Here is a 26852-nt window from a genome sequence, read left to right as displayed (position 1 = left end):
GGAGCGAGCCTGCTCGCGAAGAGGGTGTGTCAGTCGCCATTAATGTTGGCTGACACACCGCTTTCGCGAGCAGGCTCGCTCCCACAAGGTTTTGTGTTGGTCAAGCTTCCGGGGTTTGCTCGGCCAGCGCCACGGCGCGGAACATCGCGCGGCGTTTGTTCAGGGTTTCTTCCCATTCCAGCGCCGGCACCGAGTCGGCAACGATGCCGCCACCGGCCTGCACGTGAAGTTCGCCGTTCTTGATCACTGCCGTGCGAATGGCAATCGCGGTGTCCATGTTGCCGTTCCAGGCGAAGTAACCGACCGCGCCGCCGTACACACCACGCTTGACCGGTTCCAGTTCGTCGATGATTTCCATCGCACGAATTTTCGGCGCGCCGGACAAGGTGCCCGCCGGCAGAATCGCCCGCAGTGCATCCATCGCCGTCAGCCCTTCTTTCAACTGCCCGGTGACGTTGGAGACGATGTGCATCACGTTGGAATAACGCTCGATAACCATTTTCTCGGTGAGTTTCACCGAGCCAATCTCCGAGACGCGACCGGTATCGTTGCGACCGAGATCGATCAGCATCAAGTGCTCGGCGATCTCCTTGTCGTCCGACAGCAGGTCTTCTTCCAGCGCCACGTCCGCCTCTTCGGTCGCGCCACGTGGGCGAGTGCCGGCAATCGGGCGCACGGTGATCAGGTTGTCTTCAACGCGCACCAGCACTTCCGGTGAACTACCGACAACATGGAAGTCGCCGAAGTTGAAGAAATACATGTACGGCGTCGGGTTGAAGCAACGCAGGGCGCGGTACAGATCGATCGGTGCTGCCTTGAAGTCGATCGACATACGCTGCGACGGCACGACCTGCATGCAGTCACCGGCAAGGATGTATTCCTTGATGGTGTCGACGGCTTTTTCGTAATCGTTCTGGGTGAAACTGGAGCGGAACACTGGATCAGTGGATTGTTGCTTGCTGAAATCCAGGCCCCGGCGCGGGGTGATCGGCTGACGGAGCTTTTCCAGCAACGCCTGCAGTTGCGCCTGACCTTGTTCGAAAGCATCGGCCTGCGCAGGATCGGCCAGCACGATCGCGTGCATCTTGCCGGCGAGGTTGTCGAACACCACGACCGCGTCGGAGACCATCAACAGAATATCCGGCACACCCAGCGGATCCGGGTTCGGGCACTTGCCCAAGCGCTTCTCGACATAACGTACGCAGTCGTAACCGAAGTATCCGACCAGACCACCGTTGAAACGCGGCAGACCGGCGATGGTCGGCACGTTGTAGCGCGCCTTGAAGGTTTCAACGAACGCCAACGGGTCTTCCACGTCGTGGCTTTCGGTCTCGACGCCATCAACGGTGATACTGACGTGATGGTCGTGAACCCGCAGCACGGTGCGGCACGGCAGGCCGATGATCGAGTAACGGCCCCATTTCTCGCCGCCCTGCACCGATTCGAGCAGATAGGAGTTGGGCTGGTCGGCCAGTTTCAGGTAGATCGACAGCGGCGTGTCGAAGTCGGCCAGGGTTTCGCAGGCCAACGGAATGCGGTTGTAGCCGTCAGCGGCCAAGCGCAGGAATTCTTCGCGGATCATAAGGTGCCTCGTGGTGTGAGGGGCAAATCAGTCAGGTATGCAAACGCGCCGGCAGGCCGGCCAGGAACAAGTCAGGCGCGCCAACGCCAGCGGGCCAGAGCCTTGATGACTTTCATCCAGAGTTTGCGAGTGACCACCACGATGGCGTTTCCAGAATGGGATTGAGCAGCGTCGGGCAACGTTATCTCAGCGGCCGAACCGAGGCAACCGGGAATTAGCTTGCGCAGATCGTCGATGACCAGCGCCGGCGACTCTTCGGCAATCGGTCGGCCGTGGTTGTAGCCATAGCTAAGCGCCACGCATTTGACCCCCGCCGCTTTCGCCGCCAGCACGTCGCTGCGCGAGTCGCCGACGAACAACGATTGCGAGGCCGGGATGTTGGCCATTTTCATTACAAAAAACAGTGCGGCTGGATCAGGCTTCTTCTGCGGCAAGGTATCGCCACCGATAATCCACTTGAAGTAGCGACCGATCTTCATCTGATCCAGCAGCGGCGCGACGAAACGCTCCGGTTTGTTGGTGATCAGCGCCATGGCCACGCCTTGCTTGTGCAGCCACTTGAGGGTGTCGCGCACGCCGGGATAGACCACGGTCAGCTCATGGCTGGCACCGTAGGCTTGCATGAACACTTCCAGCGCATGTTCGGCTTCGACGTCATCCACCGCCGAATGATCGATGCCACCGGCCAACGCACGGCGCACCAGGACCGGCGCGCCGTTGCCGACCCACTCGCGCACCGAGTCGATGCCGGCAGGCTTGCGGCCGAGGGAGAGCAGCATGGTGTCCACCGCCGCTGCCAGGTCTGGAACCGAGTCGATCAGCGTGCCATCCAGATCGAACATCACCAGCCGTGGCAGTTTTCCCGGGAACAGCTGCTCAAAACCGCTCATGGGCGTGCCAGTGCCAGTTCGGAACGCATCTTGTCGATGACTTCCTGATAGTTCGGCGCATTGAAGATCGCCGAGCCGGCAACAAACGTGTCAGCGCCAGCGGCAGCGATTTCACGGATATTGTTGACGTTGACGCCGCCGTCGATTTCCAGACGGATGTCACGGCCCGAGGCATCAATGATCGCCCGTGCTTCGCGCAGTTTGTCGAGGGTGCCGGGAATGAATTTCTGCCCGCCGAAGCCCGGGTTGACGCTCATCAGCAAGACCATGTCGACCTTGTCGATCACGTACTTGAGCACGTCCAGCGGGGTCGCCGGGTTGAACACCAGACCGGATTTGCAGCCGCCTTCGCGGATCAGTTGCAGCGAACGATCAACGTGCAGCGTGGCTTCCGGGTGGAAGGTGATGTAAGTCGCGCCGGCTTCGATGAAGTCGCCAACGATACGATCCACCGGGCTGACCATCAGGTGTGCGTCGATCGGCGCGGTGACCCCGTATTTGCGCAATGCCGCACAAACCATCGGGCCGATGGTCAGGTTCGGCACGTAGTGGTTGTCCATGACGTCGAAGTGGACGAAGTCGGCGCCAGCGGCGAGAACGTTGTCGACTTCCTCGCCGAGGCGGGCGAAGTCGGCGGAGAGAATCGACGGAGCAATTACGAAGGGCTGCATGACGCACCTTTTCTGAGCTAAATCACGATGGCGCGCATTGTATACCTCAAGTTTCCAAGCGCGCACCGTGACCGCGATGATTGGGTTGTGCCATGACGGATGACCGGCGCTGACTCAATACGCCGCGCGGTAGATCTTCTCGATGTCGACAGCGCTGAGCTTGCGCGGATTGTTGCGCATCAGGCGCTCAATCCCCGCCGCTTCCACGGCCATCGCCGGGATGGCGTCTTCCGGCACGCCGAAACTGCGCAGCCCGGCAGGAATTTCCACGGCCGCGCACAAGTCGGTCATCGCCTGTACGGCTTTGTCCGCCGCCTCGGTTGCACTCAAATGAGCAGTCTTCACCCCCATGGCTTCGGCGATATCCTGCATGCGCTCGACGCAGGCCATCTTGTTCCAGGTCATGACATACGGCAGCAGCAAGGCATTGCTGACGCCATGGGCAATGTTGAAACGCCCGCCCAGCGGATACGCCAGCGCATGCACCGCGCCGACCCCGGCATTGCCGAACGCCATACCGGCCATCAGGCTGGCGGTGGCCATGTCTTCGCGGGCTTGCAGGTTGGCACCGTTGGCATAAGCCTTGGGCAGGGACCTGGCAATCAGCTTGATGGCACCGATGGCCAGCGAGTCGGTGATCGGCGAGGCATTCACCGACAGATAGGATTCGATGGCGTGCACCAAGGCGTCGACGCCACTGGCGGCGGTGACGCTGCGTGGGCAGGTCAGGGTCATCTGCGGGCTGACCAGCGCCACGTCCGGTAAGAGATAGTCGCTGACGATGCCTTTCTTCAACTGCGCGACTTTGTCGGAGAGGATCGCGACGTTGGTCACTTCGGAACCGGTGCCGGCGGTGGTCGGGATGGCGATCAGCGGCGGGCCTTTGCGTGGCACCTGATCGACGCCGAACAGGTCCTCCAGTGCGCCGTGGTAACCGGCGTAGGCGGCGACGCTTTTGGCGATGTCGATGGCACTGCCGCCACCGAGGCCGATCAGGCCGTCGTGCCCGCCCTCGCGGTAGACACGCATGCAGTCTTCGACGATGGCGATTTCCGGGTCTGGCAGTACGCGGTCGAAAATCTCGTAGTCGCGTCCACCGAGTTGCACCAGCGCCAGCTCCACCGTGCCGGATTTGACCAGCGCGGCATCGGTGACGATCAGGGGGTTGTCGATGTCGAGGCGTGTGAGTTCGGCGGCCAGTTGTTCGATGGCGGCGGCGCCGGTGATCAGTTTGTGAGCGATTTTGAACTGGGACAGACTCATCGTGCGCAGCCTCTTATAGATGTGGGAGCTGGGCACAAGATTAGCTGGGGATTTGGGGTTGTCTGCTATTCAGGTGGTGAATGACCCATCGAGCGCAAGAGCAAGAGCCCCTCACCCTAGCCCTCTCCCAGAGGGAGAGGGGACTGACCGAGGTGGATGGGAAAGGTACACCGACGTGCGATACCGAGTCGAACTCAGGTTTTGAAAAGCACAACGATCTGCTCCCTTCCCCCCCGAAGGTAAAAAGACTGACCGAGGTGGATGGGAAAGGTGCACCGACTTGCGATATCGAGTCGAACTCAGGTTTTGAAAACCATGAAGATCTGCTCCCTCTCCCCCAGAAGGTAAAAAAGACTGACCGAGGTGGATGGGAGAGGTGCACCGACGTGCAATACCGAGTCGAACTCAGGTTTTGAAAACCATGAAGATCTGCTCCCTCTCCCCCAGAAGGTAAAAAAGACTGACCGAGGTGCATGGAGGAGCTACACCGACGTGCAATACCGAGTCGAAATCAGGTTTTGAAAACCATGAAGATCTGCTCCCTCTCCCCCAGAAGGTAAAAAAGACTGACCGAGGTGCATGGAGGAGCTACACCGACGTGCAATACCGAGTCGAACTCAGGTTTTGAAAACCATGAAGATCTGCTCCCTCTCCCCCAGAAGGTAAAAAAGACTGACCGAGGTGCATGGAGGAGCTACACCGACGTGCAATACCGAGTCGAACTCAGGTTTTGAAAACCATGAAGATCTGCTCCCTCTCCCCCTCGCCCCCTTTGGGGGAGAGGGCTGGGGTGAGGGGGTAAGCTTTTGATCTGGCCCTTAAACCTGAGCGGTACGCAGCTTCTCGCTGCGGCCTCGCAACCACTCAAGGGTCAGCAACAAGATGACGGAGAAGGCAATCAGCAACGTAGCCGCAGCCGCAATCGTCGGACTCAGGTTCTCACGAATCCCGCTAAACATCTGCCGAGGCAATGTCGCCTGCTCAGGTCCCGCGAGAAACAGCGTCACCACCACCTCATCAAACGACGTCGCAAAGGCAAACAGCGCCCCGGAAATCACCCCCGGCGCAATCAGCGGCAAGGTCACCCGACGAAACGCGGTCAATGGCGATGCACCCAAACTCGCCGCTGCACGCACCAGATTGTGATTAAACCCCTGCAACGTCGCCGACACCGTGATGATCACAAACGGCACGCCCAACACCGCGTGCACCACAATCAACGAAAAGAAGCTATTGCCCAACCCCAGCGGCGCGAAGAACAGATAACTCGCCACACCGATGATCACCACCGGCACCACCATCGGCGAAATCACCAGCGCCATCACCAGCGCTTTACCGGGGAAGTCACCGCGGGTGAGACCGATTGCCGCCAGCGTGCCAAAGATCATCGCCAGTACCGTCGCCGCTGGGGCGACGATGATGCTGTTCTTCAGAGCGCGCATCCATTCCGCCGAAGCGAAGAAGTCGTGGTACCACTGCAGCGAGAAACCCTGCAGCGGATAGACCAGAAAGCTCCCCGAGTTGAACGACAGCGGAATAATCACCAGCACCGGCAGAATCAGGAACAACAGAATCAGGCCGCAGAGGATCCGCAGGCTGTAGAACCACACCCGTTCAATGGGCGACATGTAAGGACTCAGCATCTCGAATTCCCCTTAGCTCAGGCGCAGGCGACTGGCGCCGACCAGCCAGCTGTAAATCAGATAAAGCACCACGGTCGCCAGCAGCAACAGCCCGCCCAGTGCGGTGGCCATGCCCCAGTTGATGCTGGTATTGGTGTAGAAGGCGACGAAGTAGCTGACCATTTGATCGTTCGGGCTGCCGAGCAGCGCCGGGGTGATGTAGTAGCCAATGGCGAGGATGAACACCAACAGGCAACCGGCGCCGACACCGGCATAGGTCTGCGGGAAGTACACCCGCCAGAAACTGGCGAACGGGTGGCAGCCGAGGGAAATCGCCGCGCGCATGTAGGTCGGCGAGATGCCTTTCATCACGCTGTAGATCGGCAGGATCATGAACGGCAACAGGATGTGCACCATCGAGATGTAGACGCCAGTGCGGTTGAACACCAGTTCCAGCGGTTTATCGATGATGCCCATGGCCATCAAACCGCTATTGATCAGGCCGCCCGATTGCAGCAGTACGATCCATGCGGCGACGCGCACCAGAATCGAGGTCCAGAACGGCAGCAGCACCAGAATCATCAGCAGATTGCTTTGCCGCGATGGCAGGTTTGCCAGCAGGTACGCCAGCGGATAGGCGAGCAGCAGGCAGATCACGGTGATGACCAGGCCCATCCAGAACGTGCGGGCGAAGATATCTAGGTAAATCGCCTGATCTGGAGTAGCCGGGGCGATTTCGCCGAGGTCGTCGATGCGGTGGTCGACGGACGCCAGCAGGTAATAAGGGGTGATGCTGCTGGTGTTGCGTTTGACCGCTTGCCAGTAGGCCGGATCGCCCCAACGCTCGTCGAGAGCTTCCAGCGCTTCTTTATAAGAGGCCGGTTCGCTGGCGAACGGCAGCGCCCGGGCGGTTTTGGTCAGCAGGCTGCGATAGCCGGCCAACTCCATGTTCAAGCGCTTGGACAAATCGCCCAGCGTCTGGTTTTTACGTGCTTCGGCGAAGTCTTCGCCAGCGGCTTTGTAGACCGGTTCAGCGGGCAGGCCACGGCCGTCCCAACTGGCGATGGCCGCCACGGTGCGCGGCATGCCGCCGACCACTTCGGGGTTGCCGACGCTTTTGTAGAGCAGCGCCACGATCGGCACCAGAAACACCAACAGCAGAAACAGCACCAGCGGCGCAATCAGCGCTTGAGCCTTCCAGCGGTTGACCCGCTCGGCGCGCTTGAGCTTCTGCTTCAAGGTGGGGCTGTTGCCCTCGTTCAGGGGAACGGCGATGGCCATGACGTACTCCGCAAATCTTTGATCGTTACAGAGGTGGCGAACCACCTCGAACTTTAGCTACTGATCGTTCCCACGCTCTGCGTGGTAACGCATCCAGTGACGCTCTGCGTCACAGGGACGCGGAGCGTCCCGGGCGGCATTCCCACGCAGAGCGTGGGAACGATCATCCGGAAAGCCCTCGGTCCGTATGCTCGGGTTACTTCGCAGCCCAGGAATTGAAGCGCTGCTCGAGTTGCTCGCCGTTGTCAGCCCAGAAGCTGACGTCGATCTGCACCTGATTGGCGATGTTTTCCGGGGTGGTCGGCATGTCTTTCAGGACATCCTTGGCCAGCAGCGGCACAGCCTGGGTGTTGGCCGGGCCGTAGGCGATGTTTTCCGAGTAGGTCTTCTGTTGCTGCGGCTGTACCGAGAAGGCGATGAATTTCTTCGCCGCTTCGGCACGCTTGGCGTCCAGACCTTTCGGGATGGCCCAGGCGTCGAAGTCGTAGATGCCGCCGTTCCACACCACTTTCAGGTTGGATTCTTTCTGCACGGCGGCGATGCGACCGTTGTAGGCCGAGCTCATCACCACGTCACCGGAAGCGAGGTATTGCGGCGGTTGCGCGCCGGCTTCCCACCACTGAATGCTTGGTTTCAGCTCATCAAGCTTCTTGAACGCGCGATCCTGACCACCCTTGCTCGCCAGTTCTTTGTAAACGTCTTTCGGTGCCACACCGTCGGCCATCAGAGCGAATTCGAGGGTGTACTTGGCGCCTTTGCGCAGGCCTCGCTTGCCCGGGAATTTCTTGGTGTCCCAGAAATCCGCCCAACTGGTCGGCGCGGTTTTCAGCTTGTCGGCGTTGTAAGCGAGTACGGTCGACCAAACGAAGAAACCTACGCCGCACGGCTGAATCGCGCCTTTTACGTAGTCTTCAGTCTTGCCGAACAGCGCCGGGTCGAGTTGTTCGAACATGTCTTCGTCGCAGCCACGGGACAGCTCTGGCGATTCGACTTCGACCAGATCCCACGACACGCTCTTGGTGTCGACCATCGCTTTGACCTTGGCCATTTCGCCGTTGTATTCGCCGGCGACGATCTTGCCGTTGCCCGCCGCTTCCCACGGTGCATAGAAGGCTTTGACTTGCGCCGCCTTGTTCGCCCCGCCAAACGACACCACGGTCAAATCCGGGCCAGCGGCCATTGCGCTTGCCGCACCCATCAAGCCCAGGGTCAGGGCGGTGAACTTCAGGGATCTCAACATTTATTGTTCTCTCCACGTGCAGGGTTGGTGTTGGTATTGCCGGGGCGATCAGTTCGCCTCTAAAAGCGGGTCAAGCGCGCGAACGTGCTCGACCTGCCAGCCAAGCGGAACCACGTCACCGACGGCGAGCGCAGGATCGAGCTCGGCAATCGGTTGTTTCACGAAGAAGTCGGTCTTGCCGCAGACTTCCAGGCGCACCCGGACGTGGTCGCCCAGATAGATGAATTCCGCCACCCTCCCTGAGAAGCGGTTAACGCATTGATCGCTCGAACCGTTGAGGCTGACGCGCTCGGGGCGGATCGACAAAGTCACCGGTTCGCCGGTCTGGCCGACGTTGACCGCCAGCGCCTCGACCTTTTCGCCACGGCCCAACTCGACCACGCAGCGCTCGCCGCTCTGGCTGAGCAAGCGGCCGTTGAGGCGGTTGTTTTCGCCGATGAAATTGGCGACGAAGGTATTTTTCGGTTCTTCGTAAAGCGTGCGCGGTGGCGCGATCTGCTGGATTTCGCCTTGATGGAACACCGCGACGCGGTCGGACATGGTCAGCGCTTCACCCTGATCGTGGGTCACGTAAACCACGGTCACGCCGAGGCGCTGGTGCAGGTGTTTGATTTCCATCTGCATGTGTTCACGCAGTTGTTTGTCGAGGGCGCCGAGGGGTTCGTCCATCAGCACCAGCTGCGGTTCGAACACCAGCGCGCGGGCCAGTGCCACACGTTGTTGCTGACCACCGGACAGCTGCGCCGGGTAGCGCGAGGCGAACGCATCGAGCTGGACCATGCTGAGGACTTTTTTCACCCGATCGCTGACGTCGCTTTTGTTCAGGCCACGCACGGTCAGCGGGAACGCGAGGTTTTCCGCCACGGTCATGTGCGGGAACAGCGCGTAGTTCTGGAACACCATGCCGATGTCGCGCTTGTGCGGCGGCACATTGTTGATCGAGCGCCCGGCCAGCAGAATTTCGCCGGCGGTCGGTGTTTCGAAACCGGCGAGCATCATCAGGCTGGTGGTCTTGCCGGAACCGGACGGCCCGAGCAGGGTGAGAAATTCGCCTTTGCGAATGTCCAGGTTGAGGTCTTTGACGATCAGGTTCTCGCCGTCGTAGCTCTTCTGCACTCCACGAAAGCTGACCAGCACATCGCTGGCCCCTGCGTTTGTATCGACCTGGCTCATACCCACACCTTTGTTGTTGATGACTGCTTGTGGGTTAAGCCTAGTGGTTGCTGACAGGCGCGCAAATCGGGGCGCAGGAGAGAATCGCCTCAGCCGGATGGAAGGTTGGGGGTAGGGATTGCCCTACAAGGATGGCGTTAATGGATAAGGCAGTGACAAGCGACAAGCTGCGAGCCACAAGCAATGGCAAAAACGCGTGTCGCTTAGGGATATGCGCACAATCCGGATCCAAAGCAGATCCCTTGTGGGAGCGAGCCTGCTCGCGAATGCGGTGGGTCATTCAGCTTATTCGGTGACTGTTACACCGCTTTCGCGAGCAGGCTCGCTCCCACAGGGGAACAGTGCTGATCAGAGGAGTTTGTGTTCCATCGCGTATTTGACCAGTTCGGCCAGCGAGGTGATGTTGAGCTTCTGCATCAGCCGCGCCTTGTGGGTGCTGATGGTTTTGCTGCTCAGGGCCAGTTGCTGGGCGATGTCATTGACGTTGGCGCCTTGGGCCAAGCGTTCGAACACCGAGAACTCGCGTTCGGACAGCAACGAATGCAGGGGCCGTGCATCGGTCAGGCCGACTTCAAACACCATGCGATCCGCCAGATCCGGATCAATGTAACGCCCACCCGCCGCGACTTTGCGAATGGCTGTCAGCAACAGCGCCGGATCGCTGTCCTTGGTCGCATACCCGGCCGCGCCGACCTTGAGCGCCCGCGCGGCCATCTGCGCTTCGTCGTGCATCGACAGCACCAGAATCGCCGGCGGATTGTTCAGCGCACGGATGCGCGGAATTGCTTCGAGGCCATTGACCCCTGGCATGGAAATGTCGAGCAGCACCACCTCGCACGGAATATGGCGCAGGGTCTCGAGCAATTGCTCGCCATTGCTCGCCTCGCCCACCACTTGCAGATCCTTGGCCAGGCCGATCAATTGCTTGATGCCCTCGCGGACGATGGTGTGGTCTTCGGCTACCAATACACGGATCAATTCTTTTCTCCAGATTTCAGGTGCACACCATTCCCTGTAGGAGTGAGCCTGCTCGCGATAGCGTCAGCCCAAACACTACAGACTTTCGACCTCACTCACCGGCACCCGCACCACCAGACTGGTGCCCTCCCCCGGCTCACTCTCCAGCGTCAGCCGCCCGCCCATGATCAGCACCCGCTCACGCATGCCCACCAGCCCAAACGAAGTCGGCCGACCGGCAGCGGCGACGAATCCTACGCCATCATCACTGACCGTCAGACACAATTCGTCGCCTTCCAGCGACAGCGTCAGTTCCACAGTATGCGCCTGCGCATGGCGCATCACATTGGTCAGCGCCTCCTGCAGGATCCGGAACAGGCCAATCGCCTTGGCATCACTGAGCGCCGGCAGATTGTCCGGCACCTGCACCAGACACGGTATCTGTGTGCGCGCCTCGAACCGCCGCGCCTGCCATTCGATCGCCGACGCAATCCCGGCATCGAGAATCGGCGGACGCAAAGCCGTCGCCACATCGCGCACCAACTGGAACAGCTGGGCGATCAGGCGCTTCATGCTGTTCAGCCGCTCGTTCAGCCCCGGATCGAGTTGCGCGTAGGCCAATTCGCACATCGATGTCTCCAGTTTCAGCACCGTCAACATTTGCCCCAGCTCATCGTGAACCTCGCGGGCGATCCGCGCCTTCTCTTCTTCGCGCACGCTCTCAAGGTGCGCCGACAGTTCGCGCAGTTGCTCGCGCGACGCCGCCAGCTCCAGCTCGATACGCTTGCTCTCGGTGATGTCCCAGACGATGCCGTCCCAGACGTACGCGCCATCTTCAAGTTGCCGGGTGATCGCCTTGATCTCGGCCCAGCGTTGCTCGCCCTGACGCGTGAGGATTCGGCCCTGCCATGACCAGTCGCTGTCGGTGTCCAGCGCCTGATCCTGGGTTTGGTGATAACTGGCCTTGTCGTCGGGATGCACCAGGCTGCGCAGGCCCATGTCGCGATGCGCGAGAGTGGCCGGGGCATAACCGACCAGCGTTTCGCTGCCTTCACTGATGTAGGCAAAATCGATCTGCCCGGTCACCGGGGCCCGCTCCAGACGGAACACCAGCCCCGGCACGTTGGCGGCGATACCTTGCAGGCGCGCCTCGCTTTCCTGCAACGCCGCCAGTGCACGGCGGCGCTCGGTGACATCCGTGAGGTAAACCACCAGATATTCGCTGTCGCGAAAACGCAGAAAACTCAGCGAAACATCCGCAGGCAAGACACTGCCATCGGCGCGCACGCAACTGGTTTCGAAACTCAGCGGCCCTTCTTCACTGGCCCGCGCGCGCTTCCATAGATTGAGCCAGCGATCCATGTGCAGACCCGGCTCGAAGTCGATCAAGGGACGTTCGATCAGTCCGCCCGAGGGATACCCGAGCATGATTTCCGCCGCGCGATTGGCGTAGCGCACATGGCTGTCCCAGTTGACCCAGAGAATGCCGACGGTGCTTTGATCGATGGAGAACTGCGTCAACCGCAGCGCTTCTTCGCTGGCCGCGCGCAAGGCGATGTCTTCCCGGGCGGCCAGCAGTCGCTGTTCGAGACTGTGCTGTTGGCGGCGCTGCCAGAATACGATCGCGACACAACTGAACAGCATCACCGCGAACAACAGACTGAGGTTCTGCCAGAACCCCGGTGACTCCGACAGCCGCGGATATTTCGGTTGCAGCCATTGGCTGTGCAATTGCTCCAGATCCTTGGCCGGGATTGCACGCAAGGCGCTTTGGACGATGCCAGCCAACTCTGGCCAATCGCGGCGTGAGCCGACTCGCAGCAGTTGCGGCAGGCCGATATCGCCGACCACCACCAGTTCGGCGAACTCCGGTTCTACCGACAAGCGTCCGAGCTGCGCCTCATCGACCACGGCGTAAGTGGCCTGCTGACTCAACAGCAACTGCAACGCCTGACGTTCCAGCGGAACGCCTTGCAAGTTCAAATGTGGATAGTTGCCGCGCAGATAGTCAGCGGTGCTGCTGGGCATACGCACCGCAACGCGAACCTGGCTGTCGAGTTTCTCCAGATCGACCACGCCACTGGCTTTCTGATCGCTGACCACCAGTTGCGGGACACGCATGTAAGGATCGGAGAACTGCCACAGGCGCAGCGCACTCGGGGTCTGACTCAGGCCCGGAGCGATATCGATCTCGCCCTCACGCACGGCGGCTTCCAATTGCGCGAGATCCTGAAAATTGCGCCAGCTCAATTCGACATTGAGCGCCTTGGCCAATAACTTCATCAGTTCGACGTTGGCCCCCGACAACCGCTGCAAGCGCCGGTCGTATTGCGCGTACGGCGCTTGCAACACCAGGCCGACGCGCAATTCATTGTGTTGCGCCAGCCATTGCTGCTGGCTCGCCGACAACTGTGCGAGATGAGACGGCGGCGCAGGCGCCGCCCAGCCCATCAAGGGAAAGCACAAACAGCCGATAACCCACAGGCAGCAAAATCGCTTCATTGAAGTCTCATACACTGACAAATTCTGACCAACCCATTAGGCTGCCGGGATACTTTCTGGCCTGGAATAACCGATGCCCTCTGTTTACCGCCTGGCAATGCCAGCATTGTGCCTGTCGCTGATCCTGCCTTGTGCGTTTTCCGTCAACGCCGCCGACCCCGCCCCTGCCGCGGAAAAACCGGCAGAAGAAAAACCGGCCGAACGCCAGCCACTGCTTGAGCGTAGTCAGGAAGAGGCCGCCGCACTGGAACGTAAAGTCCCGGCACAAGAACAGCAACAATTACAGGCCGGCAGCGATACCTTCCTCGCCCTGTGGAAACCGGCCAACACCGCCGAGCCCAAAGGCGCGGTGATCATCATCCCCGGCGCCGGCGAAACCGCCGACTGGCCGCAGGCAATCGGCCCATTGCGACAAAAACTGCCAAACGCCGACTGGAGCAGCCTGAGCATCACGTTGCCTGATCTGCAAAGCGATGCCATTGCCCCGCGTGTAATTGAGCCCGCCGCAGCGCCGAAAGCGCCGGAAAGCGGCAGCAAGGATGCCACCACTGCACAACCGATCGAGCAGGCGGCGGGCGGTGAAGCAGAAGTGGCGGATCAAGTGGTCGCCGAAACCACTGAAGAGCAATCCAAGGCAGACGCCGAACGAATCTTCGCCCGCATCGACGCCGCGCTTGCCTACGCCGAGCAGCAGAGCGCACGCAGCATAGTCGTGCTCGGACACGGCACCGGTGCCTATTGGGCCGCGCGCTACTTGAGCGAGAAACAAACTTCGCAAGTCGAAAAGTTTGTCATGGTTGATGTGCAGACGCCGACCAAGGCCAAACCGGCGCTGGTAGAACTGACGCCGACGCTGAAATTGCCGACCGTGGATATTTTCTACATGGACAAGCCGCTGGATCGCAACGCAGCGCTGGAGCGCATGCAGGCGAGCAAACGTTTGAAGACTTCGGCGTTCAGCCAGGTCGCGCTCAAGGCCTTGCCGGATAACAAGGCAGAACAGGAACAGCTGTTCCGCCGGGTGCGTGGCTGGTTGAATCCGCAGAACCCGGACTGATCGGTAAACCGCGTCGCCCCCTTCGCGAGCAGGCTCGCTCCCACATTGGATCTGCGAACACAATCCATTGTGGGAGCGAGCCTGCTCGCGAAGGGGCCAGCGCAGTCGCTACACCTCTAACGACTAGCGAAAATCCCGCCGCTCACGAATCAACGTGTAGGCACTGTGCAACTCGCGGGTTTTCTCGGTCGCTTCACGCACCTGCACTGGCGTCGCTCCCGTACCGGCAATCTTGTCCGGGTGATGACGACTGAGCAGACGTCGATAGGCCCGTTTGATCTGCGCCGGTTCACTGGACGCCGACACGCCCAATAAACGCATCGCCTCCTGATAGCTCACCGCGGCACTGACGATCGGTCGTTTACCCGGCTCGTAATCACTGGCCAATGCCTGCACCTGATGTGTCGTCCAGCCCAGCCACTTGCCCCACTGCGCCAGCAACTCACGCTCACTGACGCCCGCGCGACCATCGGCCCAGACCATCCGCCAACAGGCGCGCAACACACCTTCGGCGGCATGCGGCTGGGTGCTGAGGCGGCGCAGATAACCGCGCAGATTGTCGCTGCCGGACTTGCCACGGTTGAACGCGGCAATCGCCCGACGTGTCGCCGGTTCGCTCATCTCCAGCGCACGCATCTCGTTTCGCGCCTGCTGGATATGCCCATCGGTGACGCGACCGTCGCTCTTGGCCAGGCGACCGAGCAACACGAACAACAATTCATCATTGCGCAGCATCGGCTTACCGCCGAGCTTTTCCCGCAGATGCCCCCAGCTCTGCAAGTGCAAACGCCGATCCAGCGCTTGCCCCAACAATGCCCCAAGCATGGCCCCCGGAATGCTGGCAATCGCAAAACCCGCTCCGGCTCCAATCAGAGTCCCTGGCCACAACATGTCAGCGACTCGCTTCTATCAAGGTTTCAGCTTCGGCCAGACGCTCGTGCGTACCTACATCGACCCAGTGACCTTTCAGACGCTCGCCCGTGACTTCGCCAGCCGCCATGGCGTTGCGCAACAGCGGTGCCAGTTTGAAAGCACCGTCGGCGCAGCCGTCGAACAACTGAGGATGCAGCACCGCGATGCCGCTGTAGGTCAGGGTTGCAGCGTCCGGCTGACCGTCGTGCACCTTGCCATCGACCAAAGTGAAATCTCCACTCGGGTGATGCGCCGGGTTGTCCGCCAGCACCAGATGCGCCAGGCCGTTGATCGGCTGGTGCAGCACGCTGAAATCGTAATCGGTCCAGATATCACCGTTGACCACCAGAAAGGCATCATCGCCGAGCAGCGGCAGCGCACGGAAAATCCCGCCGCCGGTTTCCAGTGGCTCACCTTCCGGTGAGTACTGAATGCTCACGCCAAACTGCGAACCGTCACCCAGGTAATCTTCGATCTGCTGGCCGAGCCAGGCGTGGTTGATGACGATCTCGTTGAACCCCGCGGCCGCGAGGGCGCGCAGGTGATATTCGATCAGGGGGACGCCGCCGGCACGCACCAGCGGTTTCGGAGTGGTCAGGGTCAGCGGGCGCATGCGCTCGCCTTTGCCTGCCGCCAGAATCATTGCCTTCATGCCGTCGCTCCACCCCGCAGGCTGGTGAACAGCGTTTGCAGTTCCGCCAGTTCAGGACGACGCGCAATCACCGCTTCTATATAAGAGAAGAAACGCGGCACGTCGGCCAGATAACGCGGCTTGCCGTCGCGGTGACAGATGCGCGCAAAGATGCCGATGACTTTCAGGTGACGCTGCACGCCCATCAGATCGCTGGCGCGCAGGAAGTCTTCGAAGTCCGGCTGCACCGGGATGTTCAGCGCCGAGGCTTGTTGCCAGTAACTTTCCAGCCAGCCGCGTACGCGTTCTTCAGGCCAGCTGAGAAACGCATCTTTGAACAGGCAGGTCACGTCGTAGGTCACCGGACCATAGACCGCATCCTGGAAATCCAGCACACCGGGATTCGGCTCGCTGATCATCAGGTTGCGCGGCATGTAGTCGCGGTGCACCAGCACTTTCGGCTGCGCAAGGGCGCTGTCGATCAACAGGTCGCTGACCTGTTGCCATTGTTGCTGCTGGGTCGCGTCGAACTCGATGCCAAGCTCACGCTTCACGTACCACTCGGGGAACAGTTCCAGTTCACGGCGCAGCAACGCCACGTCGTAACTCGGCAACGGCGCGACCATCGGCAACTGCTGAAAAGCCAGCAGCGCTTGCAGGGCATCGTCGAACAAAGCGTCGGCATTCTCGCCATCGATCACGTCGAGATAGGTCTTGTTGCCCAGGTCATTGAGCAAAAGAAAACCGCGTTCGAGGTCTTCGGCATAAATTTTCGGCACGTTTATTCCGGATTTCGCCAGCAAAAAGGCGATATCCACGAACGGTTTGCAGTTTTCCTGGGGCGGCGGCGCGTCCATCACGACAAAGCTGCGACCCTCACCTTCCCAACGGAAGTAACGGCGAAAACTCGCGTCGCTGCTGGCCGCAGTCAACGTGGCCGGGGGCACGGCGCCCCAGCCCTGATCTGCAAACAGGTTTGCCAACTGCTCATCGAGCCAAACTTTCAGGTGTTGCAAGCGTACATCTTGGTCAGGCATTGCAAGGGTCTCCGACGGCGCTAGCCGTCAAGCGGGTCATGCTTTATTATCCAGCATCTTTTTCAGACCATCGAGAGGCGTGCGGCCCACACCGCGGGCAGATGGCACGCAGGAAGCCCGGACTAATAAGATGGCATTGAAATCCCCCGCGTTTCGTAAAAAATTTCCGTTGTTGGTAACCGGCAGTCTGCTGGCTATGCAACCTCTGGCCAGTCAATTCGTTGTTGCCGCCGAGCAGTATGACTGCTCCGTCTCGGCTTCGGGTGGTTGGGCCTGTGCGCCCAAATCAACCGCTGCTGCGTTGCCGCCGCGCCCGGTGCATGACGGCAGTGCCGTCAGCGCTACCGGCGAAGCCGCGACCGAGACCGGTTCGGTTGCCGACACAGCCCCTAAAACGGCGCTGGTCACCGAAGCCAAGGGCCGCGGTCTGAAATCCCGTAGCGAAGACTTCAGTCACCTCGACTGGGTTCCGCGCGAGAAGCTCACCGCCGCCCAATTGGCCGAGACCGGGCCTTACTGCTCTGGTGCCTATATCGAACCGATTCGTCCTGGCATGAATGACAAGACGAACAAAAGCGATGCTCCGACCTTTATCGGCGCAAAAGCCTCGCGCTATAACACCGATGATCAAGTCGGTACGCTGGCCGGCGATGTCGTCCTGCGTCAGGGCAGCATGCAGGTCGAATCCGACGAGGCCAGCCTGTATCAGGCCGAGAGCCGCGCCGAACTCAATGGCGATGTGCGCATCCGCGACAACGGTGCGCTGATCGTCGGCGACCACGCCGATGTGCAGCTCGACACTGGTGAAGCCAAAGTCGACAACGCCGAATACGTGATGCACAAATCGCGTATCCGCGGCAACGCGCTGTACGCCAAGCGTGCGGAAAACGCGATCATCCGCCTGAAGGACGGCACGTACACCACGTGCGAACCGAACAGCAACGCCTGGCAGCTCAAGGGCAACAACATCACCTTGAACCCGGCCACCGGTTTCGGTACCGCGACCAACGTGACGTTGCGCGTAAAAGACATTCCGATTCTGTACACGCCGTACATCTACTTCCCGATCGACGACCGTCGCCAGTCGGGCTTCCTGCCGCCGACCATTGGCAGCGGCAGCGACACCGGCTTCATGCTGGTCACACCGTACTACTTCAACCTGGCGCCGAACTACGACGCCACGTTGTACCCGCGTTACATGAGCAAGCGTGGCATGTTGGTGGAAGGCGAATTCCGTTACCTGACCAAGTCGAGTGAAGGTCAGTTCGGTGCGGCTTACCTCAATGACGAGGACGATGATCGCAAAGGCCAGACCGACTACGATAAAACCCGCTACATGTATAACTGGCAGCACAAGGGCGGTCTCGACTCCCGCGTGCTCACCGAGGTTGATTACACCAAGATCAGCGATCCTTATTACTTCCAGGATCTGCAAACCGATCAGATTGGTGTGAAAAGCAGCGACTACGTGAACCAGCAGGGCGCGATCACCTATCGTGGTGATAGCTATACCGCACGCCTGAATGCTCAGCAGTACCAGTTGGCGACTGTTTCCAACATCACCCCGTATGGGCGCCTGCCGCAGATCACCTTCAATGGTCAGCTGCCGTACCACCCGGAAGGTTTGAACTTCGATTACGAGACCGAGCTTGTCCGGTTTGATCGTGATTTGAAAACCGGCAACTTTGTTAACGAAGACGGCACTGTTGATCGTCGTCTCGACAACAATGTCCAAGGGCTCGACCGCGCGAACGGCGATCGGTTGAACCTTAAGCCGGGTGTCAGCCTGCCGATGAACTGGACTTATGGCTTCCTGAAGCCATCGCTGAAGTATCAGTACACTCAGTATCAGCTGGATCTGGACGGTACTGGTAAATCGCAGATTGTCGCGCAGCAAAACGCAGCAGCTGCAGCCGGCACTGATTACGTCGGCGGCAAGTTCGACAGCAATCAGAATCGTGGTGTACCGATTGCCAGCATCGACAGCGGTTTGTACTTCGACCGCAATACACAGTTCTTCGGCAAAAACTATCGTCAAACCCTGGAACCACGCCTGTTCTACCTTTATGTTCCCGAGGTGGATCAAGAAGACATTCCAGTCTTTGACACCAGCGAATACACCTTCAATTACGCCTCGCTGTTCCGCGACAACCGCTTCTCCGGCGCCGACCGTGTCGGCGACGAGAACAAGCTGTCGCTGGGCGTTACCAGCCGCTGGATCGAAGACGATGGCTTCGAACGTCAACGCATCAGTGTTGGTCAGGCTCTGTACTTCAAGGACCGTGAAGTTCAACTGCCTGGCATTGCGTTCAAGGATCGTGATGACGCGAAATCCAAAGTCTCGCCCTATGCACTGGAATACGAATACCGCTGGAACCGCGATTGGCGTACCACGGCCGACTACAACTGGGATCCAGACAGCCGCAGCCCGCGCTCCGGCAGTGCGATGTTCCACTACCAGCCTGAAGACAACCCGAACAAGGTCATCAACGCCGGTTATCGCTATCGCAATGACCAGGTCCGCTACGACCAGAACACCGGTAAGTGGTCGGTGGGTGGTGGTGACTACGGCACTCCGGGCACACCTGGCTACGTGAAGGACTACTACAAGATCCAGCAGCATGACTTCTCGGTCATCTGGCCGATCGTTCCGCAGTGGAACGCGATCAGCCGCTGGCAGTACGACTACAACCGTAACCGTACCCTGGAAGCGTTTGGTGGTTTCGAGTACGACAACTGCTGCTGGAAACTGCGCCTGATCAACCGTTACTGGGTTTCCTATGACGAGTTCAGTCAGAACGCCCCGGAAAACGAAAAAGGCGACCATGGCATCTTCCTCCAAATTGTTCTGAAGGGACTCGGCGGCCTCACCGGCGCCAAGGTAGAGAGCTTCCTCGACAAAGGCATTCAAGGTTATCGTGAACGTGAAGACCAAGCTTTCTGATTGTCTGCGCCCGCTGATGCTGGGCGCGCTGTTCCTGGGTACTGCGGCTAACGCCGCAGTTCAATCCATCGACAAAGTGGTAGCAATCGTCGACAACGACGTGGTCATGCAAAGCCAACTGGACCAGCGCGTCCACGAAGTGCAGCAGACCATCGCCAAGCGTGGCGGCGGTTTGCCGCCTCCTGGCGTGCTGGATCAACAGGTGCTCGAGCGCCTGATCGTCGAAAACCTGCAACTGCAGATTGGCGAGCGTTCCGGCATCCGCATCACCGATGAAGAATTGAACCAGGCAGTCGGTACCATTGCTCAGCGCAACAACATGACGGTTGAGCAGTTCCGTGCTGCTCTGGCTCGCGACGGCCTGTCCTACGACGACGCCCGTGACCAGATCAAACGCGAAATGGTCATCAGCCGTGTGCGTCAGCGTCGCGTGGCAGAACGCATTCAGGTCTCCGAACAGGAAGTGAAAAACTTTCTCGCCTCCGACCTGGGCAAAATGCAACTGTCCGAAGAACTGCATCTGGCCAACATCCTGATCCCGACGCCGGAAAGCGCCAACTCTGACGCGATTCAGAGTGCTGCCCGTCAGGCCATGGAGGTTTACCAGCAGCTCAAGCAAGGCGCTGACTTCGGCCAGATGGCCGTTGCCAAATCCGGCAGCGACAACGCTCTGGAAGGCGGCGACATGGGCTGGCGTAAAGCCGCGCAACTGCCACCGCCGTTCGACCGCGAGCTGAGCAGCATGGCCGTCGGCGACATCACTCAACCTGCACGCACACCGGGTGGTTTCATCATCCTCAAGCTGCTGGCCAAGCGTGGTGGCGAAGCGCAGATGCGTGACGAAGTGCATGTTCGTCACATTCTGGTGAAGCCAAGCCCGATTCGTGATGAAGCGAAAACCAAAGCGCTGGTTCAATCTTTGTATGAACGCATCGTGGCCGGTGAAGACTTCGCCACTCTGGCGAAAAACTACTCAGAAGACCCGGGCTCGGCGCTCAACGGCGGCGACCTGAACTGGATCGACCCGAATGCACTGGTGCCGGAATTCCGCGAAGTGATGGCCAAGACCCCACAAGGTCAGCTGTCCAAGCCGTTCCAGACCCAATACGGCTGGCACGTTCTGGAAGTCCTTGGCCGCCGCGCTACCGACAGCACCGAACAAGCCCGCGAGCAGCAAGCCATGACCGTACTGCGTAACCGCAAATACGACGAAGAGCTGCAAACCTGGCTGCGTCAGATCCGTGACGAAGCGTACGTAGAGATCAAACTCCCTGGTGCAGACCAGGCAGCGCAGTGAAACCCCAGCGTTTCGCGCTGACACCCGGCGAACCAGCCGGCATCGGTCCCGACCTGTGCCTGCTGCTCGCCTCGCAAGCCCAGCCACATCCCCTGATTGCCATCACCAGCCGCGACCTGCTCACCGAGCGGGCCGCGCAGCTGGGGCTGGCCGTCAACTTGCTGGATATCGGCCCGAATCACTGGCCGGACGCCCCGGCACCCGCAGGCAGCCTGTATGTCTGGGATACGCCGCTGAGCGCCCCCGTGGTTGCCGGGCAACTGGACAAGGCCAACGCTGCGTTCGTCCTCGAAACCCTGACCCGCGCCGGCAACGGCTGCCTCAACGGCGACTTCGCCGGGATGATTACCGCCCCTGTACACAAGGGCGTGATCAACGAGTCGGGCATCGCGTTCTCCGGACACACCGAATTCCTCGCCGACCTGACTCACACCGCCCAAGTGGTGATGATGCTCGCCACCCGTGGCTTGCGCGTGGCACTGGTCACCACTCACCTGCCCCTGCGCGAGATTGCCGATGCGATCACGCCAGAACGGCTGGAGCGGGTCACACGGATTCTGCACAGCGACCTGCAAAACAAATTCGGCATCGCCCAGCCACGCATCCTCGTCTGCGGACTCAACCCGCACGCCGGTGAAGGCGGCCACCTGGGCCATGAAGAAATCGACATCATTGAACCGACATTAGAGCGCCTGCGCGGCGAGGGCATGGACCTTCGTGGCCCGCTGCCTGCCGACACTCTGTTTACCCCCAAATATCTGGAGCACTGCGACGCAGTGCTGGCGATGTACCACGACCAGGGTTTGCCTGTGCTCAAGTACAAAGGCTTCGGCGCTGCCGTCAACGTGACCCTTGGTCTGCCGATCATCCGCACGTCGGTCGACCACGGCACCGCCCTGGATCTGGCCGGCAGCGGCAAGATCGACACCGGCAGCCTGCAGGTCGCCCTGGAAACCGCTTACCAGATGGCCGAGACCCGTTTATGACCGAGCAATACCAACACAAGGCGCGCAAACGCTTTGGCCAGAACTTCCTGCACGATGCCGGCGTTATCGACCGTATCCTGCGCTCCATCAGCGCCAAGTCTGAAGACCGCCTGCTGGAAATCGGCCCGGGCCAGGGCGCATTGACCGCTGGCCTGCTGAACTCCGGCGCGCAACTCGATGTAGTGGAACTGGACAAGGATCTGATCCCGATCCTCAACCAGCAGTTTGCCGGCAAGAGCAACTTCAACCTGCATCAGGGTGATGCGCTGAAGTTCGACTTCAACACGCTCAACGCCGCGCCAAACAGCCTGCGTGTGGTTGGCAACCTGCCGTACAACATCTCGACGCCGCTGATTTTTCACCTGCTGAACAACGCCGGCATCATTCGCGACATGCACTTCATGCTGCAAAAAGAAGTCGTCGAGCGTCTGGCCGCAGGCCCTGGCGGTGGTGACTGGGGTCGCCTGTCGATCATGGTTCAGTACCACTGCCGCGTAGAGCACCTGTTCAACGTTGGCCCGGGCGCGTTCAACCCGCCGCCGAAGGTCGACTCGGCGATCGTCCGCCTGGTGCCGCACGCGGTACTGCCGCACCCGGCCAAGGATCACAAGCTACTGGAGCGAGTCGTCCGCGAAGCGTTCAACCAGCGTCGCAAAACCTTGCGTAACACCCTCAAACAATTGCTCAGCAACGCTGAAATCGAAGCCGCCGGCGTCGATGGCAGTCTGCGTCCGGAGCAACTGGATCTGGCCGCGTTCGTGCGTCTGGCCGACCAGCTTGCGGTACAAGTCCCGGCCTCCCCCGCCGCCGACTGATAAACGATGAACGCTATCGGGCAGGACGCCACTCTGGTTTACTGCCCGATACTTGCCTAGACTGATTCCCCATCAGCTACGCCCCGCGTTCCGCTTCGTTTAAGGCCTCTTGCATGTCCGATTCCCGTTACCAGGTCGATGTCAGCGTCGTTACCCGCTATCTGGCAGACCAATCGCAACCCGAGCACGACCGCTTCGCCTTCGCCTACACCATTACCGTTCAGAACAATGGCGAGCAGCCCGCACGCCTGATGTCGCGACACTGGGTGATCACCGATGGCGACGGCCATGTCGAAGAGGTGCGTGGCGCCGGCGTGGTGGGTCAGCAACCGTTGATCGATGCTGGCCAGAGTCATACCTACAGCAGCGGTACAGTGATGACCACCAAGGTCGGCACCATGCAGGGCACCTATGAAATGGTCGCCGACGATGGCAAACATTTCGACGCCATCATCAAGCCGTTCCGCCTCGCCGTTCCCGGATCTTTGCACTGATGGCGACGTATGCCGTCGGCGACCTGCAGGGCTGCCTCGAACCGCTGAAATGCCTGCTCAAGCAGGTGGCATTCGACCCAAAGCTTGATCGACTGTGGCTGGTCGGTGACCTGGTCAACCGTGGCCCGCAGTCACTGGACACCCTGCGCTTTTTGTATGGCATGCGTGAATCGCTGGTCTGCGTGCTGGGCAACCACGATCTGCACCTGCTGGCTGCGGCTAAAAACATCAAGCGCCTGAAGAAGTCCGACACCCTGCGTGAGATTCTCGAAGCGCCGGACAGCGCCGAGCTGCTGGAATGGGTACGCCAGCAAAAGCTCATGCACTACGACGAGACGCGTGATGTCGCCATGGTCCACGCCGGCATACCACCACAATGGTCACTGCGTCGCGCACTGAAGTGCGCCGCCGAAGTCGAATCGGCCCTGCGTGACGACAATCTGTTCCCTGCCTACCTCGACGGCATGTACGGCAACGATCCGGCGAAATGGGACAACGACCTTAAAGGCGTGACCCGCCTGCGCGTCATCACCAACTATTTCACGCGGATGCGCTTCTGCACTGCCGAGGGCAAGCTCGACCTGAAGAGCAAGGAAGGCCTCGACACCGCGCCCGCCGGTTACAAACCGTGGTTCCAGCATAAAGAGCGCAAGACGAAAGGTTTGCGAATCATCTTCGGCCACTGGGCGGCACTCGAAGGCAATATCCATGAGCCAGGCATCTCGGCGCTGGACACCGGTTGTGTCTGGGGCGGCAGCCTGACCCTGATGAATGTCGACAGCGGCGAACGGCTGTCGTGCAAATGCGATGAACACGGCGGCCTCGCGCCAACTGTCGCACCACTTATCCCCCAAACTTCGCCAGTCAGCGCACCGCGTTAGACTGCGCTTTCAGCCGAGCAACAGGAACCCGCCATGAGCGAATTCAAACGAATCCCCCCGGAACAGGCCCAGGCCCTGCGTGAACAAGGTGCCGTCGTCGTCGACGTACGCGACCCGGCGACTTTCGCTGCCCTGCACATCAGCGGCTCGAAGCATCTGGACAATCATTCCCTGCACGCTTTCATTCAAGGCGCTGACCTTGATGCACCGACCGTGGTCGTCTGCTACCACGGCAACTCCAGCCAGGGTGCTGCGGCCTACCTGATCAGCCAAGGCTTCTCCGACGTTTACAGCATGGACGGCGGCTTCGAGCTGTGGCGTACGACTTATCCTGCGGAAACTGCGCAAGGCACCGCCGAATAATTTTTTTGTCACGCGCAGGCCCCGGCTGCCGTGGGCCTGCGCGGGCAGACGAACGGTCTTGCCACAACTAATTACGTATCTCGCCTTTACCTCCCGAATTCCCAACTATCCTTAAGCCCAGGCCATCCAAATCAGGGGAGAGCCGGTACACCGGCGCACGGGTCATCGGGAGTGACTTTCACGATTGTCGATCGTGAAAGTGTTCTGGGGGGTAAACAAACAGCTGCCAAAACGGTTGTTTGCCAGCATCGACTGAGTGATCCGGCGTCGGCTCCACGTATCGAGCGAGGTGACGTCATGAGTATCTTTAGCCACTTCCAACAACGCTTCGAGTCCACACGCCAGGAAGAACTCTCGCTGCAAGAGTACCTGGAGCTGTGCAAGAAAGACCGTAGCGCCTACGTTTCCGCCGCCGAGCGTCTATTGCTGGCCATCGGCGAGCCGGAACTGCTCGACACCTCTACCAATTCGAGGCTGTCACGCATCTTCTCCAACAAGGTGATCCGTCGCTATCCGGCCTTTGAAGACTTCCACGGGATGGAAGAATGCATCGACCAGATCGTCTCGTATTTCCGCCATGCCGCCCAAGGCCTGGAAGAGAAGAAACAAATCCTCTATCTGCTCGGCCCCGTCGGCGGCGGTAAATCGTCCTTGGCCGAGAAGCTGAAACAACTGATTGAAAAAGTGCCCTTCTATGCGATCAAGGGCTCGCCGGTATTCGAATCACCGCTGGGTCTGTTCAACGCCACCGAAGATGGCGCGATCCTCGAAGAAGACTTCGGTATACCACGGCGCTACCTGAACACCATCATGTCGCCATGGGCGACCAAACGCCTGGCCGAATTCGGCGGCGACATCAGCCAGTTCCGCGTGGTCAAACTGTATCCGTCGATCCTCAACCAGATCGCCGTGGCCAAGACCGAACCGGGTGACGAGAACAACCAGGACATCTCGGCGCTGGTCGGTAAGGTCGACATCCGCAAACTCGAGGAATACCCACAGAACGACGCCGACGCCTACAGCTACTCCGGTGCGCTGTGCCGGGCCAACCAGGGCCTGATGGAATTCGTCGAAATGTTCAAGGCACCGATCAAGGTGCTGCACCCATTGCTCACCGCAACCCAGGAAGGCAACTACAACAGTACCGAAGGCCTCGGCGCGATTCCGTTCACCGGGATCCTGCTCGCCCACTCCAACGAATCGGAATGGCACACCTTCCGCAACAACAAGAACAACGAAGCGTTCATCGACCGGATCTACATCGTCAAAGTGCCGTACTGCCTGCGCGTCAGTGACGAAGTGAAGATCTACGACAAACTGCTGTTCAACAGCTCCCTGGCCAAAGCGCATTGCGCGCCGGACACTTTGAAAATGCTGGCGCAGTTCACTGTCCTGTCACGCCTCAAGGAGCCGGAAAACTCCAACATCTACTCGAAGATGCGCGTCTACGACGGCGAAAACCTCAAGGACACCGATCCGAAGGCCAAGTCGATTCAGGAATACCGCGACTCGGCAGGTGTCGATGAAGGCATGAACGGTCTGTCGACCCGCTTCGCCTTCAAGATCCTCTCCAAGGTGTTCAACTTCGACCCGCACGAAATCGCCGCCAACCCGGTGCACCTGCTCTATGTGCTGGAACAGCAAATCGAACAGGAACAGTTCCAGGCGGAAACCCGCGAGCGCTACCTGCGCTACCTGAAGGAATACCTGGCGCCGCGTTATATCGAATTCATCGGCAAGGAGATCCAGACCGCGTACCTCGAGTCTTACAGCGAGTACGGCCAGAACATCTTCGACCGCTACGTGCTGTACGCCGACTTCTGGATTCAGGATCAGGAATACCGCGACCCGGAAACCGGCGAGATCCTCAACCGCGTCGCGCTGAACGAAGAACTGGAGAAAATCGAAAAACCGGCCGGTATCAGCAATCCGAAGGATTTCCGCAACGAAATCGTCAACTTCGTCCTGCGCGCGCGGGCCAACAACAACGGCAAGAACCCGACCTGGCTCAGCTACGAAAAACTGCGGGTGGTCATCGAGAAGAAAATGTTCTCCAACACCGAGGATCTGCTGCCGGTCATCAGCTTCAACGCCAAGGCTAGCAAGGAGGACCAACAGAAGCACAACGACTTCGTCACTCGCATGGTCGAACGTGGCTATACCGACAAACAGGTACGACTGCTGTCCGAATGGTACCTACGGGTCCGGAAGTCGCAGTGAAGCAGCAGCAAGCTTCCAGCTACGAGCTGCAAGA

General features: G+C 59.9%; 22 protein-coding genes. 9 read left to right on the top strand and 13 right to left on the bottom strand.

Translation table 11 applies throughout. The features are described 5' to 3' along the window. Positions 1-100 precede the first annotated feature (100 nt). The 10 genes from trpE to ACOYXJ_RS12305 form a co-directional block, all read right to left on the bottom strand. Complete coding sequence (gene trpE, locus ACOYXJ_RS12350; protein WP_150793329.1) at positions 101-1582, bottom strand: anthranilate synthase component I; 1482 nt, start codon at positions 1580-1582, stop codon at positions 101-103. 71 nt (positions 1583-1653) lie between these two features. Beyond that, positions 1654-2472 (bottom strand): phosphoglycolate phosphatase, encoded by an 819-nt coding sequence (locus tag ACOYXJ_RS12345; RefSeq protein ID WP_095122636.1) that lies wholly within the window; start codon positions 2470-2472, stop codon positions 1654-1656. Beyond that, positions 2469-3143, bottom strand: coding sequence for a ribulose-phosphate 3-epimerase (gene rpe / locus ACOYXJ_RS12340; RefSeq protein ID WP_007918813.1), 675 nt, complete (start codon positions 3141-3143; stop codon positions 2469-2471). Before rpe ends, ACOYXJ_RS12345 begins: the two co-directional genes overlap by 4 nt. A gap of 114 nt (positions 3144-3257) precedes the next feature. Next, a complete protein-coding gene (locus ACOYXJ_RS12335; protein WP_460369699.1) occupies positions 3258-4406 on the bottom strand; it encodes an iron-containing alcohol dehydrogenase in 1149 nt (382 codons plus the stop codon). An 818-nt stretch (positions 4407-5224) separates the two neighbouring features. Next, positions 5225-6049: an ABC transporter permease gene (locus ACOYXJ_RS12330; protein ID WP_008084123.1), complete on the bottom strand. Its 825-nt coding sequence runs from the start codon at positions 6047-6049 to the stop codon at positions 5225-5227. A gap of 12 nt (positions 6050-6061) precedes the next feature. Then, positions 6062-7309: an ABC transporter permease gene (locus ACOYXJ_RS12325; RefSeq protein ID WP_460369697.1), complete on the bottom strand. Its 1248-nt coding sequence runs from the start codon at positions 7307-7309 to the stop codon at positions 6062-6064. Positions 7310-7505: 196 nt separating this feature from the next. Then, complete coding sequence (locus tag ACOYXJ_RS12320) at positions 7506-8549, bottom strand: ABC transporter substrate-binding protein (protein ID WP_038363355.1); 1044 nt, start codon at positions 8547-8549, stop codon at positions 7506-7508. A gap of 48 nt (positions 8550-8597) precedes the next feature. Further along, positions 8598-9722, bottom strand: a complete 1125-nt coding sequence (locus tag ACOYXJ_RS12315; protein WP_038363353.1) for an ABC transporter ATP-binding protein — start codon at positions 9720-9722, stop codon at positions 8598-8600. A gap of 348 nt (positions 9723-10070) precedes the next feature. Beyond that, complete coding sequence (locus ACOYXJ_RS12310; RefSeq protein WP_038363404.1) at positions 10071-10700, bottom strand: response regulator; 630 nt, start codon at positions 10698-10700, stop codon at positions 10071-10073. A gap of 75 nt (positions 10701-10775) precedes the next feature. Then, a complete protein-coding gene (locus ACOYXJ_RS12305) occupies positions 10776-13181 on the bottom strand; it encodes a PAS domain-containing sensor histidine kinase (protein WP_460369694.1) in 2406 nt (801 codons plus the stop codon). Between the two features lie 73 nt (positions 13182-13254). On the opposite strand from ACOYXJ_RS12305, the gene ACOYXJ_RS12300 reads away from it, so the two are divergent. Further along, complete coding sequence (locus ACOYXJ_RS12300; RefSeq protein ID WP_460369692.1) at positions 13255-14238, top strand: alpha/beta hydrolase family protein; 984 nt, start codon at positions 13255-13257, stop codon at positions 14236-14238. A gap of 123 nt (positions 14239-14361) precedes the next feature. On the opposite strand, the gene ACOYXJ_RS12295 is transcribed toward ACOYXJ_RS12300, so the two are convergent. Genes ACOYXJ_RS12295 through ACOYXJ_RS12285 form a run of 3 tightly spaced genes read right to left on the bottom strand, consistent with a single transcriptional unit; the run spans position 14362 to position 16818 of the window. Beyond that, complete coding sequence (locus tag ACOYXJ_RS12295) at positions 14362-15129, bottom strand: TerB family tellurite resistance protein (RefSeq protein ID WP_460369690.1); 768 nt, start codon at positions 15127-15129, stop codon at positions 14362-14364. Between the two features lies 1 nt (position 15130). Then, the gene (gene murU, locus ACOYXJ_RS12290; protein WP_095122624.1) at positions 15131-15802 is read right to left on the bottom strand and encodes an N-acetylmuramate alpha-1-phosphate uridylyltransferase MurU; all 672 of its coding nucleotides are present in this window, start codon (positions 15800-15802) and stop codon (positions 15131-15133) included. Further along, complete coding sequence (locus ACOYXJ_RS12285) at positions 15799-16818, bottom strand: aminoglycoside phosphotransferase family protein (protein ID WP_460369687.1); 1020 nt, start codon at positions 16816-16818, stop codon at positions 15799-15801. Before ACOYXJ_RS12285 ends, murU begins: the two co-directional genes overlap by 4 nt. 130 nt (positions 16819-16948) lie before the next feature. Between ACOYXJ_RS12285 and ACOYXJ_RS12280 the strand changes: the two genes are divergently transcribed. From ACOYXJ_RS12280 to ACOYXJ_RS12245, 8 genes are all read left to right on the top strand, one after another. Further along, positions 16949-19762, top strand: a complete 2814-nt coding sequence (locus ACOYXJ_RS12280) for an LPS-assembly protein LptD (protein ID WP_460369685.1) — start codon at positions 16949-16951, stop codon at positions 19760-19762. Further along, positions 19743-21059: a peptidylprolyl isomerase SurA gene (surA, locus tag ACOYXJ_RS12275; RefSeq protein ID WP_141234595.1), complete on the top strand. Its 1317-nt coding sequence runs from the start codon at positions 19743-19745 to the stop codon at positions 21057-21059. Before ACOYXJ_RS12280 ends, surA begins: the two co-directional genes overlap by 20 nt. After that, the gene (gene pdxA, locus ACOYXJ_RS12270; protein ID WP_150793320.1) at positions 21056-22045 is read left to right on the top strand and encodes a 4-hydroxythreonine-4-phosphate dehydrogenase PdxA; all 990 of its coding nucleotides are present in this window, start codon (positions 21056-21058) and stop codon (positions 22043-22045) included. Before surA ends, pdxA begins: the two co-directional genes overlap by 4 nt. Continuing rightward, complete coding sequence (gene rsmA / locus ACOYXJ_RS12265; protein WP_095122616.1) at positions 22042-22860, top strand: 16S rRNA (adenine(1518)-N(6)/adenine(1519)-N(6))-dimethyltransferase RsmA; 819 nt, start codon at positions 22042-22044, stop codon at positions 22858-22860. The genes pdxA and rsmA overlap by 4 nt, the downstream gene beginning before the upstream one ends. Positions 22861-22973: 113 nt before the next feature. Continuing rightward, positions 22974-23354, top strand: a complete 381-nt coding sequence (gene apaG / locus ACOYXJ_RS12260; RefSeq protein ID WP_134178005.1) for a Co2+/Mg2+ efflux protein ApaG — start codon at positions 22974-22976, stop codon at positions 23352-23354. Beyond that, positions 23354-24235: a symmetrical bis(5'-nucleosyl)-tetraphosphatase gene (locus ACOYXJ_RS12255; RefSeq protein ID WP_460369682.1), complete on the top strand. Its 882-nt coding sequence runs from the start codon at positions 23354-23356 to the stop codon at positions 24233-24235. Before apaG ends, ACOYXJ_RS12255 begins: the two co-directional genes overlap by 1 nt. Before the next feature lie 33 nt (positions 24236-24268). After that, positions 24269-24598 (top strand): thiosulfate sulfurtransferase GlpE, encoded by a 330-nt coding sequence (glpE, locus tag ACOYXJ_RS12250; protein WP_016983139.1) that lies wholly within the window; start codon positions 24269-24271, stop codon positions 24596-24598. A gap of 297 nt (positions 24599-24895) precedes the next feature. Next, the gene (locus ACOYXJ_RS12245; protein ID WP_007910115.1) at positions 24896-26818 is read left to right on the top strand and encodes a PrkA family serine protein kinase; all 1923 of its coding nucleotides are present in this window, start codon (positions 24896-24898) and stop codon (positions 26816-26818) included. The last annotated feature ends 34 nt before the right edge of the window (positions 26819-26852 follow it).

This window comes from Pseudomonas sp. Tul2A7 (genome assembly GCF_054790505.1).
Note: the sequence above shows the minus strand (reverse complement) of the source record. Positions and strands in the feature narration are given on the sequence as shown.